The sequence below is a fragment of the Paludibacter jiangxiensis genome (genome assembly GCF_001618385.1).
In the GTDB taxonomy this organism is placed as follows: domain Bacteria; phylum Bacteroidota; class Bacteroidia; order Bacteroidales; family Paludibacteraceae; genus Microbacter; species Microbacter jiangxiensis.
In genome coordinates, this window is sequence record NZ_BDCR01000003.1 from 293,824 (window position 1) to 309,551 (window position 15,728).

Below are 15,728 nucleotides of genomic sequence, written 5' to 3' on the forward strand. Positions count from 1 at the left end.
GGGTTATATTTGCAATGTGCAACTGATCCTCCACTGTGACTCTCTGTATTTTAAGCGTAATGCCGAATGTAGTTTTCTGAAATACGTGATGTACCTGAAACTCTTTCTGCCAATGATTTTCTCCAAAGAACCTTCAACGAAAAACAATGAGAACAAGAACTTTGCACCACACAAGGACTGTAACAGGAAGACTATCCACTACCCGCAAGCAAATTCTTCCTACCCAACAAGACAGTAACAACGAGAGAATGATTGTGACCACCACCCTGCCCGACAACAAAGAAAAAGCACCTATAACAATCACTGTCGTAAGCAGTAGTGTTATTTGGTACGACTGGGGTTAAGCCTAAAGAAACTATTCTATCGCATTGCAAGAGAGTTATCCGGCTTTTTGTGTTTTTCCAGATAGCAGCAGCCGCACTACACTCGTTCATTAGCCGATCAACAATCTGCGCTTAATTTCAATACATTACAAATACAACTGCGCAACATGACACTCTCGACCAGCAATATAAAACACCCATCCCTGAGCATCCTGACAAAACTCCTTTTATCGTCGGGAGAAGGCGTTCTGGAATGTCTTCCCCACATGTAAATCTCCAACGGGGTTAACATCAGAGCATACACAATCCGGTATGCGGCATCACAATACTATAAAACATTAAGATCGGGCAATCGAAAGAAAGATAACACTAAGAATCTTCCTCTTTGAACCATTATCTTTTGTCTGCAGATTATTAGCGGCAAACATACCACACACCAGCATCTAAAGTCGTAACCAATCAAAATCTCATTATGTTTACCGCCAAACCAGAAGTAAGACTTAGCAGACCGCAAGCAATACGACTAAATAAATGGAATATACGGAAGCTCAAACCGACAGGAGCTGCTACCGGCAACCTTTTAATTCCATTCAGAAAAGAAGACAAATGGGGTTATTGCAATACAATACAAAAAATCATCATTCCTTGTATTTATGAGGAAGCTTGCCTCTTTAAGGGCGACAGCGCAAAAATCAGAGCAAATAAAAAATGGGGATTGATCGACTATACCGGTAAAGAAATTTATCCATGCAGATATGATTCTATAGAACGATTGAACGATGGCAAAATAATACTCAAACAAAACAACAAATACGGATTAGCGACCAGAAGCGGAAAAAGGCTCACCAACTGCAAGTACGACCATATAGGCAACTTCACAGACGGATATGCTGAGGTTGAGTTAAACGGCAAATGGGGCGCTATAAACAACTTTGGAGAAGAAGTTTTAGTGTGCACACACGAGAACATTAAATATCTTGGCAACGGCTTATTTAGTATTAAGGCAAATAGAAAATGGGGTGTAGTTGATTACACCGGATGTGAATTAATTACCTGCAGGTACAACGACATTGAAAAATTCGAAGGAAATTTGCTAAAGGTCAAAATAGATAAAGATTGGAGCTTAATTGAGTTTGTTTGTAAAGACAACCGTACCTGCAGGTATTTTGAAATTGAACCGCTTGCCAACAATATTGCCCGCGTTAAAAGAAACGGCAAATGGGGTTGTATTGATGAATCGGGCAAAGAAACCGTCTCTTGTTCTTTTCAATTTATCGATCGGTTCACCGACAAAATTGCCAGATGCCAAAAAGACGGATACTGGGGCTATACCGATACCGATGGAAACGAAATAATTCCTTTCAAATACGACGCAATCGGCCAATTTCACGGAGGATTAGCTGTTGTTCAAAATGATTTCCACTGGGGAGCAGTAAATACTAACGGAGATGAAGTTATTGCTTGTAAGTTTGACTACATAGGCCATTTCACAGACAACATCGCCGAAGTATCCCTGAACGGAAAGGTTGGATGCATAAACCGGAAAGGGAAAATAATAGTTCCTTGCAGATACGAAGCCGTCAAGTCTATTTGCGAGGGATTGATTGGCATCTATTCCGATGGATATTGGGGCATTTTCGACACACACGAACAAGAAGTTGCACCGTGCATGTATGATGCAGTTAGCAGGTTCACCAATTTCATGGCTTGTTTCAAATTAAACGGGAAATGGGGCATAATAGACTTCAACGGCACAGAGATTACACCTTGCATATACGATTCAATCGACACGCTTAGCAACGGATTAGCAAGAGTAAGGCGCAACGGTAAATTTGGGTTGATCGATATTACAGGCCGGGAAATCACACCTTGTAACTATCAGTTTATCGGGCAGTTTTCGGAAGGAATGGCATGGATTGAAGCTGACGGACTTGCAGGGTTTATCAACAAAAAAGGGCGATTGACCATCTCCTGCAAATACAAATGGGTATCCGATTTCAAAAATGGACTGGCACTCGTCGGCACACAAGACGACACAAAAGGATATATCAATATAAATGGGTTAGAATACTGGAGTCACTAAGGAAACATCCCGGCTTTCGGATCAAGCGATCTTTAAGCCGGGATGATTGTTTTTATTTCCTGATTTCTTTTACCTTCATATAAATCCAGCCGATGTTGATGGCCGAGAGAGCGACTACAATATAAACGCCCCACAGAATATAATTCCAGGCCAGATTGCCATCATCGATATGGATACTGGTATTGAAACTGGCGGTATATTGCCCCCTGAAGTAATTCACCAACACCAATGCTATCAGCAAAATTACCACATTAAGAATCACCACCAGATATTGATAAGGCTTCGCTATTTTCTCAGTCGAGAAGCCCATCAGCGAGAGATTTTCTATTTTGGTATGATTCTTCTGAATAAGCAAATTGATACTCAACAGCATCAGCCCCAAAGCCAGCAGGGTAATAATAATCCCCACCCCCATCACGATAAGAATAAGGGTACGCAGGAAAGACGAAGCCTGCCCTGCCGACGCCTTATCATTGGCAATTTCATACTGATGTGCCGCAAAATATTCCCCCAGCTTAGGATCGGTAACATTATGCGGCTCAATAATTACACGGGAAGGTTGTGCGCTACCCGTTCCAAACTCGGCATTGGCCCAGTCCATAAATTCCTGAGGCACCAAAATAGAGTTGATTCTATCCGTAAATCCCACAATACGGCTTTGGAAGATGGCATCTTTACCGTTGCCTGACAACTCGATATTCATATTCAACAAACCAATAGTTTTTTCAGATAATTGCGGCAATCCCTGACTGGGAGCAAATCCGAAATTATAAAGCGTCAGATACGAGCGGGGAATGATGATTGGGATAAAATTGGCATTCCGGTTCCATTTCCAGTCGGTGGAGTTGATGTCCAGGAAAGTATCGGGCACCGATTCAAAGAAGAGCATGGTGCCGAAATTAGCCACTTTACCGGAAATTGCTGTAGAGGCATACACGCGGAATGTTGCCGCGGTGAATCCAGCCATCCGTTTCACAAAAGGCTGTGACTGAACTTCCGCCATCTCATTTTTCGAAAATTCGGTCGAGCTGATTTTTAGTGTTTTCAGAAGAGAAACCTTTTTACTAACGACCAAATAGTCACGGGCAAAAACGCCTTCCTTGGCACTGAATACCGGTTGCAGGTCGTTGTAAAATTGCAGGGAGAGCAGCACGATAGTAAGCCCCAGCAGCGTGGCGGCAACATAACCTGCCAATTGCCCTGCCACAATATTTTTGCGTAATAATTTCCAGAGTAACATTCTATTGGTAATTTGAAAATGTGCAAATTTGAAAATGTGACAATGAAGAGAACTGCCTTACAAACCGGCAATAGGCACATTGGTATATTTTCAAATTTTCAAATTGAGTTTACATATTCAGTTTTTCGTCGTATTCAAAGAAATAGGGATCGCCGAGAGAGCAGAGCATAAGACTTGCACCGCGTTCTTTCAATTCGGCGCTCACCATATTGCAGATCGTTCGTTGGTTTACCTCATCGAGGTGACTGAACGGTTCATCGAGCAAAAGGAAATCGAAAGGTTGGCACATGGCACGAATAATGGCCACACGTTGCTGCTGCCCGTAAGAGATAAACCGGAGCGGAATATCTTTCTTTTCGGGTATTCCAAGCGTTTCGAGCAGCTGCATCATCTTTTGATCGGAGAGATAACCGGTTTGATGATTCTTCAACTGAAGATTTTCCCAAACGGTAAGTTCCGGAAAAAGGCGAAACCCCTGAAAAACCAGGCTGACGTTGTGTTGACGGACCTTATTCCAGTCGCGCACTTTGAATGAATGAAGCGATGCACCGTCGAAGGTGATAGAGCCCTGAAAATCGTGACGCCTCCCGTAGAGGAAGTCGAAAAAAGAAGATTTTCCGGTACCCGATTCGGCAGTGATCAGGTAGTGTTTGCCGCGTGTAAACGAATGATCCTTAAACCACACTTCCGACGACTTGGATGCAATGTCGGCAATAGGATCAGGGACAATGTCGTGTATTTCTATTGTTTGCACTTTGTATAATGAATAATTAAAAATGAAGCACTATTTTTTACCATTAAGACATGAAGGATATTAAGAAGTTCGTTCTATTACCTGCAAACTCTTGCTATCATAAAAGATCGCTTTAACCACAAAAAGCACACAAAAGATTTCAGACCTAAACCAACTCTATATTTCTTAACTTATTAATGGTTAATGAAATTCGAATGCATTATCTTGCCGCAACGAGTTCGTCGGCTTTCTGCAGGATCACTGCCAGACTGTTTTTCTTGTTGTCTTTCAGTCTCAGCACCACTTTGCCTTGCGCCGTATTCGGATCGTACGTTCCCTGCAAATCTTTCAGGAAAAGCATGGTTTTGAATTTCGAACCGGCACCACCGCCAAACGTATCGAGCAAACTCATGATAGCCTGCGGATAATTATCGGGATCAAGGTTGAGATAAAACACGCCGGGACATCCCTTAATATTGGCTACCGGAGAAGCATCCAGCAGGCTTACAGGCTGCGGTTTGCCCTCTGCAAACGATTTAATGGCATCTTCGCTATTGGCCACCATTAGCAAATTACCTTTCTGCGCCAAATAAAACACATACGGATCGAGAGTAAGCGTCAGGTAGGCACCGGTATTCTTCTCTTGCACCATTGCGGGCAACTGTTTGAGAATATAATCGTAAAGCGATTTGTCTTTCACCGTAGCAGCGACAGCTAACTGAGGAACAGGAAGCACGCCATTGGCGAAATTAAACACAGAGAACACCATATCACCGTTGAGGGAGTTAATCACCCTGAGGTTATCTGCATTGGCAAATGCTTTGCTATCCTTGCTTGTCGAGAGGTATTGTGCAATAGCCGGCATATTGAGCGCCACACGTCCCATCAGGAAGGCTGTTTTCGGGAAGTAACGCAGAATATTATCATCAGGATGAGCGTTGATATATCTGGCATCCAGTTTCTTTGCCAGTTCAAGCGGTGTGGTTTCGGAAGTACAAACCACTTCACCATCCTTAAACTCAAGATTGACATGCGTAAAAGTACCCTTCATTAATTCGGTCTCGGCCGCCATCACCGGCAATTGCAACAGTGCGCCTAGGCTGCTCGATGCGCTGTCGTTTTTTGTCCAGAGGAAGAGGTCTTTCTTTTGTTTGTAAGCATCGGCAAAATCCTTCACCGTCACAATGCTCGACTCTTTAGGAGTTGTAAATATTTTTATCGCCTGATCTTTTGGAGTATTGGCAACCAACAACGCCTTATGCTTGTCCCATACCAACAGGGTACTGTCGTTCTGAGGCATCGTCACGTAGTTGCAATCCGATTCTTTCTTCACATCCAGCGCAATACCCGCCTGTTCGGCAAGCTTCTTCAGCATCGATTCGAAATCGGAGGCATCGTCCAGTTCGAGGGTAACGCCCACATTTTTCGTACCTGTAAGGAACATGAAAACCTGTGTAAATTTCACGCCGCTTTTGGAAGGATCGTCCAGAATTGCTTTCAGAGCCGGTTGATCGGAAAATACTTCCTGACTGAGCGACTTGAAAGTTGCCGACTTCTTCAACTCTTTCATATCGGCTTTTTCGGCCAGGGCTTTCAGGTCGATACAAGCCACCAAAGAGCTCTCTTTGGGGATAATCGTAAGATTGTCGGGATATTCCTTTTTGGAACAGGAAGAGATTACAAGGGCTGTAGTAAGCAGCAATAATGCAGTCATTTGACGCACGCCGGCAGAAAAAAGAGGTCTCATCGTTATAAAGATTTTAGGAGAGATAATACAAATCCGTAACTTTTCCGATTTTGGCTGCAAATGTACTCTTTTTTGATTTGAAACGAGCATAAATTCACAAAAACACGACACTGTTTATAACCGCTTACAGCTTTTTAATTAACCGACCATCAGCAGCATCAAAAATAGGATTACCGCAACCAGCAACGCCATTAACAAACAAAAACAAAACATTTTGAATAAATATGTTTTGTCATTTCAAAGCTTTGTCATATATTTACAACTGCTTTTGAACTATATATCAATAAGCAACCACACTAACCAACTTCACATTCGTCGTTTTACGATGAAATGTCTGCTATTGCGGCATTCTGGCAACTCAGTCCTGCTGCTTTGCATTCCGGGGTTTCAATCGCTGTCGTGCAGCAACTAACAGTTTACCCCTCTGTTTTAAAATTCATACATAGTCAACAAATTCCCTTCTTACCGGATGAAAAGGAGGGAAGGCAAATGCCTATAGACATCATCCATCATTCAATAATCTAAAAAAGTACCATTTATGGCACAAGAAAACATGATCTCGGCTGAAATTACAGCCCCGACTCTTACCACAGTGAAAACCAAAACGGAAGAAATTCGCACGCTTTTGGCAAACGTACTGACCACCAATCTGACTGCCGAAGAGCGACAGAACAGATTGAAAATGGGCGAAAAGACGGTTGCATTCGTAGCCAAAGCGCTGGAGTTTGCCACCAACAATCCCACGTTGGTGCCCTCCTACCTGAATCTTGCCGAAGCAAAGAAAGACTATGCGCTGGTAACCGCCACCATGTCCGTTCTGCAGGGCTTGACCACTCTGCAACGCGGATTGGAAGACACGCAGATGGTTGCCGGCAGCGAGGCTTACGATGCGGCGCTGATATTTTACTCCTCGATAAAGAACGCCTGTCATTCCAATGTTCCCGGAGCGCAGGCCATTTACGATGAGCTGAAAAAGCAGTTCCCCCGCCCCACCAAGCAGGAGCTGACCGCAACCAAATAATTGTCCGACCGACCGCAGGATAACCTCTGATTAAGGGGTTATCCTGTCATTCCACCTATGAAGTTGCATCACCCACCTAAAAAGGTATATTTCGAACCTCCGAAGGTATCACGTCGACCTAAAAGCGTATCACAGATACCTTTTCAGGTCCAAACAATATGCTTCGAGGGTATATTTTGAACCTCAGAGGGTATCAGCTGGACCTAAAAGCATATTACATATACCTTTTCAGGTTCAAACGATATGCTTCGAGGATATCGAGCGAACCTGCGGAAGTATGCTATCCACCCGAAAGCATATAGATCGGAGCAACAAGGAAACGATTTCCGCATCCATCAACCAAAGTCAAGGATAAAAGAGGACTCGCAGGTAGTTGCGTAGATTTTTTTATAAGTGCAAAATATTAGCAAAACGATTGGAAACGTGAGGATAAAACAGTAACATTGCATTTGGATTTTATGCTCTACTAAAACCTCACTACCCCATGTAAAACGCCATAAGATGCCAATAAACCAATTAGTTCAATTTTGCAATGACTCCATAACAAAGAATGGGAAATGTTTAAATTGCGAACACACATGCAAAAACAACTGTAATATCTGCCTGCAAGAATGCCACTATGGCAGCTCTAGAGGATATGATTGCGACAATATGATCTACTGCTATACTTGCAGTTATATTTATAAATACGCATCTGAAATAGGTCATTTATTCAGTGCGTTTAATTTTAATCGATTTGACCAATTCAAAATATTAAATTTAGGTTGCGGTTCTTGTGCTGATCTTTTTGGAATTGATCGTTACTTAATGCAAAAAGCAACCTCTAGACCAATTTCTTATGTGGGAGTTGACAACAATGTAAGATGGCAAAATACACAAAACAAAATTCAAGAAATATTTCCCCAATACAATATTGAATACATCTATTCCGATGTATTTGATTTTATTGAAACAATAAAAGGCAATGAGAAACTTGACTATAATTTTGTAATCTTGCAGTATATCCTCAATGAGTTTAATTTGAACTGTTCCGACAGAATAAATGAATTTATTGAAAAATTCACCGCCAATGTAATAGACAAACTGCCAGACAAATCGATTATAATTACCAATGACATTAATCACTATGACATCAGATCAATATCTGCTAACATATACAAACACTCAATGAACAACAATATCACATCTCAATTTCTATATCGTTTCCCAAACCAACCACCTCACCCTTATGGTGGTGAGAACCACAAATATGACACTTTAATTTTCGATATTCCTCAAGTAATTAAAAGTCGATTTGACATCAAAACACCTTGTTCCAGTGCACAATCAATCATTTTTAAAACTCGGAGTAAATGATCCTAAGCGTTAGCCGTAGAACTGATATTCCTGCGTTTTACTCCGAATGGTTTCTCAATCGAGTAAAAGAAGGATTTGTGTATGTTCGAAATCCAATGAACATACACCAAATCAGCCGGGTACCTATCAATCCCAAAGTGGTTGATTGTATTGTATTTTGGACAAAAAACCCAAAAGCAATGCTTTCTCGTTTAGATGAGCTTGACGAGTTCAAATATTATTTTCAATATACCATAAATCCATACGACAAGAGGATGGAAGTTAAAGTTCCTAAGAAGGACGTGGTAATAGACACTTTTATTGATCTCTCCAAAAGAATTGGCACCAACAGGGTTATCTGGAGATATGATCCCATTCTACTGACTGATAAAATAGATATTGATTACCATGTAAAATACTTTGAGGAGCTTGCCAAACGCTTATCCGGATTTACAAAGCGATGCGTTATAAGCTTTATAGACAATTATCAAAAGACAGAAAGAAACTTAAAGGGTACATATGCCCGAGAACTCACAGAAACAGAAATATATAAAATCACAGATAAAATTCTTCCTATAGCTCAACAATATGGCATGATCATTCAAACATGTTCTGAGAATATTGACCTTGAAAGCCATGGTATAGGGCATGGGAAATGCATCGACAATGAAATAGTAGAAGAGCTACTCGGAAGTAAAATACATATTTCAAAAGATAAAAGTCAGAGAAAAGAGTGTGGATGCGTCCAGAGTATTGATATAGGAGAATATAATACTTGCGGACATAATTGCTTGTATTGCTATGCTAATTTCAACAATGATGTTGTTTTAAAAAACAGACTAAAGCATGATCCAGAATCGCCTCTACTTACAGGCCAAATTAATAGTAATGATATCATAAAAGAAAGAGCAGTCTGCCCCCTAAAGAAAGATAATTTGTTATTTTAGAATTAGACACAAATAAAATCGGTAGTTCTATCTAAGAAAACGACCAATAAACCCTCAATAGAATTTCCATATCTTTGCAAACCATTCAACCAAGAAGAGCCGACGAACGCCAATCGCCGCAAATAAATGCAAATTGAATTTGTGTAAATTCGCGTCATTCGCGTTCAAACCGATTGGTTCTCTTTTATCATTGCACGCCACCCATGACCATACACAATGAAGAACACCGACGTAAAAACATACGTTTGCAAGGGTACGATTATGCCCGTGCCGGATTGTATTTTTTGACCGTTGTGGTACAAAACCGATTGCATTTGTTCGGAAAGGTGATCAATGGCGAAATGATATTGAACGATGCCGGGCGCATGGTTAAAAAATGGTATCGCGAAATCGAAAACAAATTCCCCGATAAACGTTGTCGGGAAATGGTGGTAATGCCCAATCACATGCATTGTATTATTGAAATTTTGGAAATGGATAACGTTCCGGCAACCGATGCCCACGTTACGGGAATGGACATGGACACGAACACAAATACGGACACCCACGTTACGGATACGGACGCCCACGTAGGGGCGCCCCTACGTGGGCGTCCCGAAATAATTCCGCATCCCGAAATAATCTCCAATTCCGAAACAACGGTGCGTCCCCAAACAATCCCGCATTTCCAAACAACGACGCATTCCGAAATCGATGCACAATACGGTATGCACAACAAAAAATGCGGGGCAACCATCGGAGATGTGATGGATTGGTTCAAAACGATGACCACCAACGAATATATCCGTGGGGTAAAAATCAATACATGGCCGCGATACGATCGCAAATTATGGCAACGCAATTATTACGACCATATTATTCGCGATTGGCAAGACGAGGTCCGAATATCGGCCTATATTCTTGACAATCCCGCAAAATGGGAACGCGACAAATTTAACGACGAACAACAATAAACGACAACCGCACATTTGGACAGTTTTCTTACCATAGCGCGCCGCTCCGAAGGCATTTATAAAGAGAAAGGGAGTAAATTCCTCTCGTTCGCCATCCCCGTATCCGATACGGAGGAGGTAAAAAGCATTGTGTCAACCTTCCGCAAGGAGTATTACGATGCACGTCACGTCTGCTACGCCTACGTACTGGGAGCCGATCGCACGGAGTTCCGCGCCAACGACGACGGCGAGCCCTCGGGCACTGCCGGCCGCCCCATCCTCGGGCAGATCCACTCGGCCAACCTTACCAACATTCTGATTATCGTGGTGCGCTACTTCGGCGGCATCCTACTGGGCACCGGCGGACTGATTACCGCCTACAAGGCCGCGGCGGCCGATGCCATCGCCAACAACGAAATCAAGGAACAGGAGGTAACTATCACCCTCGAAATAGAGTTCGACTACCTGACCATGAACGATGTGATGTCGCTACTGAAAGAGACCGACACCACCGTCACCGAACAACAGTTCGATATGACCTGCCGCATGAAGTTATCGGTACGGCAAGCAATTTATCCAATGTTTATGGGAAAGCTGGAAAAGATAGAATCGTTACGGGTGGTAGAACGCGATTAATTTGGCACACGGAAGACACAGATGAGACAGAATATCACCGTTGTTTTTCGTTGCACACGGACAACACGGATAAAACAGAATATCACGGAATTTTACCTCATAAAAAAGTCAGGGCTTCATTTTATGTAAAGTCCTGACTTTTCTGTGTAGTTCCGTACAATCCGTGTATTCTGTGTGCGAAACTAATTTACATGACACATTCCGTGTGCGACGTAGTCTATTTCTTGCTGCGCCGAAAAAGCTCCTTTTTCTCCTTGGTCATCTTTTCGCAGGCATACTGGAAAATGAGGCGGGCAGCCGTTTCTTTCCATTTCAACAAGAAAGCTTCAGTGGGTTCGGGAGCCAGTTTCCACGCCTCGCGCAGGTACCAGCCAATACCCTGATGCACTTCTCGGATCGGATCGCTCATCAACGGTTCCAGAAACGTAAAGAAAGGTTCTATCGCCTCGTGATGCTTTTTGATATGCTTGATAAAGGTAACCGGCACTGAGCGCCGTTGGAACGGATTCGCAGCCGAAAGCCACGGGCGGAAATCTTCAGGTTCCACAATCCCTTTTTCGAGAAAGACGGGCAAAATCATCATTCCCAACACATCGGCATGAGCCCAGTTGCGAATACCCACACCATACCAGGTAGCAATCCTGTCGAACACCTCACGGCTGTACTGTTTTTTATTGACATCAAGCATGCGGAATACAAAGGATGCTTCTTCATATTTAGGTGCGGCAATCAGTTCGGGGGCAGCCTCCAGCATTAGTTCAAGCGACACACCCTTTTCTTCCTGCAATTGACGCACCTTATCTTCGAGCAAATGTTGGGTAAGCCCGTAAGCATTGTACTCACCTTTGAAGTAACGGCTGTATTTCTTTACCATCGCCTCGTCGGCATGCGCTTCGCAATAAGTGCGAATATCGGCAATCAGTTCTTTACTTGTCATAACAGGCTATTTATCGGCGGGTGTCGGTTTCGAATTGGTTATTATATTAATCAGATCGCCGGGATTGGTAGAATTCTTCATTGCATCGCGGAGCTTCTGTTTTTGCTCCGGGGTCAGCACATTCATCACCTGCATCAACGTACCGGTAACCGATTCAAGCACCTGCGACACAATTTTCATAGCTTCGGCATTATACTGTTTACTCAGGTCAATATCGGGTTTATCGGCCAGCAGGTTGGTATTCACCTTTTGCAAAACTCCCAATAATTGAGGAATAACCGGAGCAAGACCTTTCGTGACTGAATCTTTAAGTTGCATCATCTTATCTATCTGATCCTGCGTCAGCATGCCCGAAAGCGGGTTTTGTTGCGCCTCTTTTTTGGGTGTCGGCACATTCCACGCAGCCACCGAATCTTTAATCTTCAGTTTCTTCGTAGAGGTGAATTTACGATTATCGATTTCTTTGTTTTCTGCCGTTTTTTCAACGTGTTTCCATCCTCCGAGCGTGTATTTGTACTCGTAATTTTTGTCAGTAAAACAGGGCACATCAAGTGAATAATGACGGGCATCCACCCGTTGCATCCGATAATTTTCATCCTGCGAATTCCAGCCATTAAAGCTACCGGCAAGATATACCGCCGAATCCTGAGAGATTCCCTGTCCGGGAAGTTCCACCATAAAACGAACTACGGTCGTCTGCGCATTTACCATTTGGTTGTACATAAAACAGAAGGCAAAGCAGCTTAAAAACAAAACAAACTTTTTCATACGATAATAATTTTAAAGTTGATGGCGTATGGAACTCCATGTTGCAACACTATCTTTTTCTTGGATGTTTGACAGAACATGTTCGTTTCATGGAGTAAAAATTAATTGGTTCTCTGACAATCAAGTCATTTACAACACAAAGCTACATGATTTTCGTCTCGATTGATATTGCGCCGGCATATTTTTGAAGCAATTCCAGCGACCAATCGATTGCCTCGCGAACACCATCAAGACCGGAATATCCGTTGATAATCATCAACAGATGGTTGGATTCCAACGAGAGCTTGGTGCGTTCGTGGTCACTGGTTGGCGTCCCGATACCGCCGACCGCATCCTTATACACCGGCAGGCCTTCAATATTGAGGAACCCCCGCCCTATTCCCTCGAATTCATCGTCAGCAGTACCGGCAGTGAGCAACAGGTCACCCTGAATCTTGTCTGCATCAAAGCCTCCGATGGAATAACCCGTACGAATAGAAACCAGGTTGATCAGATCGACCAGCGTATTGATTTGATAGAGGGGCAAATCACGCAGAATACGTCGACACAACGCTTCCGCCGATGGCCGGTAACGATTCGGATCTTTCCCCAATGCATTGTAGGCATCGCGGGTCGCCTTGATAGCCGGAATCTTATTGATTTGCTCGATTTTATACTTTGATTTGAAGTCGCGATCAGCTTTCGCGATTTCACTCCACAAGCCCTCACTATGTTCGGAATTAGTCACCTCGCAATAAATCAGCCCCAACGCCAACGCAGGGCAAGCTCGTTTTACTTTTTCGTCAACGGTTATTGTAAGCATACCGGTTAAATTTCAAGATTAAGTATTCCAAACTTCCATTTAGGTTTTCAGTATTCACAATGGAATTCTGAAATTTGGAATCAGGAATTTCCACATCTGCAAATTTAAGAATTTCGACCTTCCAACTCCTTCTCTCTCAAAAACTTTTTATGTTTTGCAAAACAAGAAAAATATCGTACCTTTGCCGCGCTTTTAAGACAACATAAAGTCTAACCTTATTAACGTTACAAATTAGTTATGTCAGAACAAAACGAAAACATCGTGGAAGATGTAAAAACTCCCGCAGCTGAAGAAGCTACAGCCACCGTGGCTCCCGCACCAAAAACCACTCCTACCGAAGATTTCGACTGGGATGCTTATGAAAAAGGCGACAATCTTGTAGAAGATCGCACCGCCCTTACCCAACAGTATGACGCTACCCTCAACACCGTTAAAGAAAAAGAAGTTGTTGACGGTACTGTTATCTCAATGAACAAACGCGAAGTCGTAGTTAACATCGGCTTCAAATCAGACGGTATCATTCCGTTGAACGAATTCCGCTACAATCCGGACCTCAAAGTAGGTGACGTTGTAGAAGTTTACATCGAAAACCAGGAAGACAAAAAAGGTCAGCTTTTGTTGTCTCACAAACAAGCTCGTACTTCTCGTTCTTGGGATCGCGTAAACGCAGCCCTCGAAAACGACGAAACAATCAAGGGTTTTGTAAAATGCCGCACAAAGGGTGGTATGATCGTAGACGTATTCGGCATCGAAGCTTTCTTGCCGGGTTCTCAAATCGACGTGAAACCTATCCGCGACTACGATGTATTCGTTGGCAAAACTATGGAATTCAAGGTTGTTAAAATCAACCACGAATTCAAAAACGTTGTTGTATCGCACAAAGCTCTTATCGAAGCTGAACTCGAACAACAAAAGAAAGAAATTATCTCTAAACTCGAAAAAGGACAAGTTCTTGAAGGAACCGTTAAGAACATCACCAACTACGGTGTATTCATCGACCTCGGTGGCGTTGACGGTCTTATCCACATTACTGACCTTTCATGGGGCCGCGTAGCTCACCCGGAAGAAGTGGTTCAACTGGATCAAAAACTGAACGTTGTAATCATCGATTTCGACAACGAAAAGAAACGTATCGCTCTCGGCTTGAAACAACTTACTCCGCACCCATGGGATGCTTTGGATACTAACCTCAAAGTTGGTGACAAAGTAAACGGCAAAGTGGTTGTTGTTGCTGACTATGGTGCATTCGTTGAAGTATTGCCGGGCGTAGAAGGTTTGATCCACGTTTCTGAAATGTCATGGAGCCAACACCTGCGCAGCGCTCAGGACTTCCTGAAAGTAGGCGACGAAGTAGAAGCTGTTATCCTGACTCTGGATCGCGACGAACGCAAAATGTCTTTGGGTATCAAACAACTCAAACAAGATCCTTGGGAAAACATCGAAACCAAATATGCAGTTGGTTCTAAACACACCGCTCGTGTTCGCAACTTCACCAACTTCGGTGTATTTGTTGAAATCGAAGAAGGCGTTGACGGCCTGATCCACATCAGCGACCTGTCATGGACCCGTAAAATCAAACACCCGTCAGAATTTACTCAGATCGGAGCTAACCTCGAAGTAGTTGTTCTCGAAATCGATAAAGACAACCGTCGTTTGAGCCTCGGCCACAAACAACTCGAAGAAAACCCATGGGATGTATTCGAAACAATCTTTACCGTTGACAGCATCCACGAAGGTACTATCGTTGAAGTTCTCGACAAAGGCGCTGTAATTGCATTGCCTTACGGTGTTGAAGGTTTCGCTACTCCTAAACACTTGGTAAAAGAAGACGGCACACAGGCTAAACTGGACGAAAAACTTCAGTTCAAAGTGATCGAATTCAACAAAGATGCTAAGAGAATCATCCTTTCTCACAGCCGCATCCACGAAGACGAACAAAAAGCTGCTGCCGGCATTTCAACTGAAAAGAAAGAAAACAGCCCCAAAAGAGCAAAGAAAGTTGAAGAAACTATTTCAAACCAATCGTATGAAAAAACCACTTTAGGTGACATTCAATCATTGGCTGATTTGAAAGATCAACTTTCAGAAGCTGAAAAGACAGAAGCTCATCAAAAAGCTGCTGCCGCTGAAGCTAAAGCTAAACGTGCTGCTAAAAAAGATAAAGACGCAGAAGCTGCTGCCGAATAATTCTTTTTTAAGTCCAAATATCAAAAGCCGTCCGATT

14 protein-coding genes are annotated in these 15,728 nt (G+C 42.9%); 8 read left to right on the forward strand and 6 right to left on the reverse strand.

Translation table 11 applies throughout. The annotated features are described in order from the left end of the window. Positions 1-146 precede the first annotated feature (146 nt). Positions 147-344 carry a hypothetical protein gene (locus tag PJIAN_RS14900; protein ID WP_153802517.1) on the forward strand — a complete coding sequence of 66 codons (198 nt, stop codon included), beginning with the start codon at positions 147-149 and terminating at the stop codon, positions 342-344. 451 nt (positions 345-795) lie between these two features. After that, positions 796-2,406 carry a WG repeat-containing protein gene (locus PJIAN_RS07710; RefSeq protein ID WP_068703738.1) on the forward strand — a complete coding sequence of 537 codons (1,611 nt, stop codon included), beginning with the start codon at positions 796-798 and terminating at the stop codon, positions 2,404-2,406. Between the two features lie 52 nt (positions 2,407-2,458). On the opposite strand, the gene PJIAN_RS07715 is transcribed toward PJIAN_RS07710, so the two are convergent. From PJIAN_RS07715 to PJIAN_RS07725, 3 genes are all read right to left on the reverse strand, one after another. Next, complete coding sequence (locus PJIAN_RS07715) at positions 2,459-3,646, reverse strand: transporter (RefSeq protein ID WP_068703739.1); 1,188 nt, start codon at positions 3,644-3,646, stop codon at positions 2,459-2,461. Positions 3,647-3,755: 109 nt separating this feature from the next. Beyond that, complete coding sequence (locus PJIAN_RS07720; RefSeq protein ID WP_068703740.1) at positions 3,756-4,400, reverse strand: ATP-binding cassette domain-containing protein; 645 nt, start codon at positions 4,398-4,400, stop codon at positions 3,756-3,758. Between the two features lie 199 nt (positions 4,401-4,599). Beyond that, a complete protein-coding gene (locus PJIAN_RS07725; RefSeq protein WP_068703742.1) occupies positions 4,600-6,126 on the reverse strand; it encodes a DUF4836 family protein in 1,527 nt (508 codons plus the stop codon). A gap of 538 nt (positions 6,127-6,664) precedes the next feature. On the opposite strand from PJIAN_RS07725, the gene PJIAN_RS07735 reads away from it, so the two are divergent. From PJIAN_RS07735 to PJIAN_RS07755, 5 genes are all read left to right on the forward strand, one after another. Further along, positions 6,665-7,147 carry a hypothetical protein gene (locus PJIAN_RS07735; RefSeq protein WP_153802518.1) on the forward strand — a complete coding sequence of 161 codons (483 nt, stop codon included), beginning with the start codon at positions 6,665-6,667 and terminating at the stop codon, positions 7,145-7,147. Positions 7,148-7,798: 651 nt separating this feature from the next. Beyond that, complete coding sequence (locus tag PJIAN_RS07740) at positions 7,799-8,503, forward strand: hypothetical protein (RefSeq protein ID WP_153802519.1); 705 nt, start codon at positions 7,799-7,801, stop codon at positions 8,501-8,503. Next, a complete protein-coding gene (locus PJIAN_RS07745) occupies positions 8,500-9,429 on the forward strand; it encodes a DUF1848 domain-containing protein (RefSeq protein ID WP_068703750.1) in 930 nt (309 codons plus the stop codon). Before PJIAN_RS07740 ends, PJIAN_RS07745 begins: the two co-directional genes overlap by 4 nt. Before the next feature lie 203 nt (positions 9,430-9,632). Next, on the forward strand, positions 9,633-10,382 hold the full coding sequence (locus tag PJIAN_RS07750; protein WP_068703752.1) for a transposase: 750 nt from the start codon (positions 9,633-9,635) through the stop codon (positions 10,380-10,382). Between the two features lie 15 nt (positions 10,383-10,397). Further along, on the forward strand, positions 10,398-10,997 hold the full coding sequence (locus PJIAN_RS07755) for an IMPACT family protein (RefSeq protein WP_068703754.1): 600 nt from the start codon (positions 10,398-10,400) through the stop codon (positions 10,995-10,997). A gap of 217 nt (positions 10,998-11,214) precedes the next feature. On the opposite strand, the gene PJIAN_RS07760 is transcribed toward PJIAN_RS07755, so the two are convergent. From PJIAN_RS07760 to PJIAN_RS07770, 3 genes are all read right to left on the reverse strand, one after another. Beyond that, positions 11,215-11,934, reverse strand: a complete 720-nt coding sequence (locus PJIAN_RS07760; RefSeq protein WP_068703756.1) for a DNA alkylation repair protein — start codon at positions 11,932-11,934, stop codon at positions 11,215-11,217. Positions 11,935-11,940: 6 nt separating this feature from the next. Beyond that, positions 11,941-12,702, reverse strand: coding sequence for a hypothetical protein (locus PJIAN_RS07765; RefSeq protein WP_153802520.1), 762 nt, complete (start codon positions 12,700-12,702; stop codon positions 11,941-11,943). Positions 12,703-12,844: 142 nt separating this feature from the next. Further along, positions 12,845-13,504: a B3/B4 domain-containing protein gene (locus tag PJIAN_RS07770; RefSeq protein ID WP_068703760.1), complete on the reverse strand. Its 660-nt coding sequence runs from the start codon at positions 13,502-13,504 to the stop codon at positions 12,845-12,847. Between the two features lie 237 nt (positions 13,505-13,741). Here PJIAN_RS07770 and rpsA point away from each other — a divergent pair, with 237 nt between their 5' ends. Then, positions 13,742-15,691 carry a 30S ribosomal protein S1 gene (rpsA, locus tag PJIAN_RS07775; RefSeq protein WP_084252325.1) on the forward strand — a complete coding sequence of 650 codons (1,950 nt, stop codon included), beginning with the start codon at positions 13,742-13,744 and terminating at the stop codon, positions 15,689-15,691. Positions 15,692-15,728 lie beyond the last annotated feature (37 nt).

Excerpts from the sequence above, each read along its gene's own strand:
- PJIAN_RS14900 (WP_153802517.1), top strand. The coding sequence starts at position 147 with ATGAGAACAAGAACTTTGCACCACACAAGGACTGTAACAGGAAGACTA.
- PJIAN_RS07710 (WP_068703738.1), top strand. The coding sequence starts at position 796 with ATGTTTACCGCCAAACCAGAAGTAAGACTTAGCAGACCGCAAGCAATA.
- PJIAN_RS07715 (WP_068703739.1), bottom strand. The coding sequence starts at position 3,646 with ATGTTACTCTGGAAATTATTACGCAAAAATATTGTGGCAGGGCAATTG.
- PJIAN_RS07725 (WP_068703742.1), bottom strand. The coding sequence starts at position 6,126 with ATGAGACCTCTTTTTTCTGCCGGCGTGCGTCAAATGACTGCATTATTG.
- PJIAN_RS07735 (WP_153802518.1), top strand. The coding sequence starts at position 6,665 with ATGGCACAAGAAAACATGATCTCGGCTGAAATTACAGCCCCGACTCTT.
- PJIAN_RS07740 (WP_153802519.1), top strand. The coding sequence starts at position 7,799 with ATGATCTACTGCTATACTTGCAGTTATATTTATAAATACGCATCTGAA.
- PJIAN_RS07745 (WP_068703750.1), top strand. The coding sequence starts at position 8,500 with ATGATCCTAAGCGTTAGCCGTAGAACTGATATTCCTGCGTTTTACTCC.
- PJIAN_RS07750 (WP_068703752.1), top strand. The coding sequence starts at position 9,633 with ATGACCATACACAATGAAGAACACCGACGTAAAAACATACGTTTGCAA.
- PJIAN_RS07760 (WP_068703756.1), bottom strand. The coding sequence starts at position 11,934 with ATGACAAGTAAAGAACTGATTGCCGATATTCGCACTTATTGCGAAGCG.
- PJIAN_RS07765 (WP_153802520.1), bottom strand. The coding sequence starts at position 12,702 with ATGAAAAAGTTTGTTTTGTTTTTAAGCTGCTTTGCCTTCTGTTTTATG.
- PJIAN_RS07770 (WP_068703760.1), bottom strand. The coding sequence starts at position 13,504 with ATGCTTACAATAACCGTTGACGAAAAAGTAAAACGAGCTTGCCCTGCG.
- rpsA (WP_084252325.1), top strand. The coding sequence starts at position 13,742 with ATGTCAGAACAAAACGAAAACATCGTGGAAGATGTAAAAACTCCCGCA.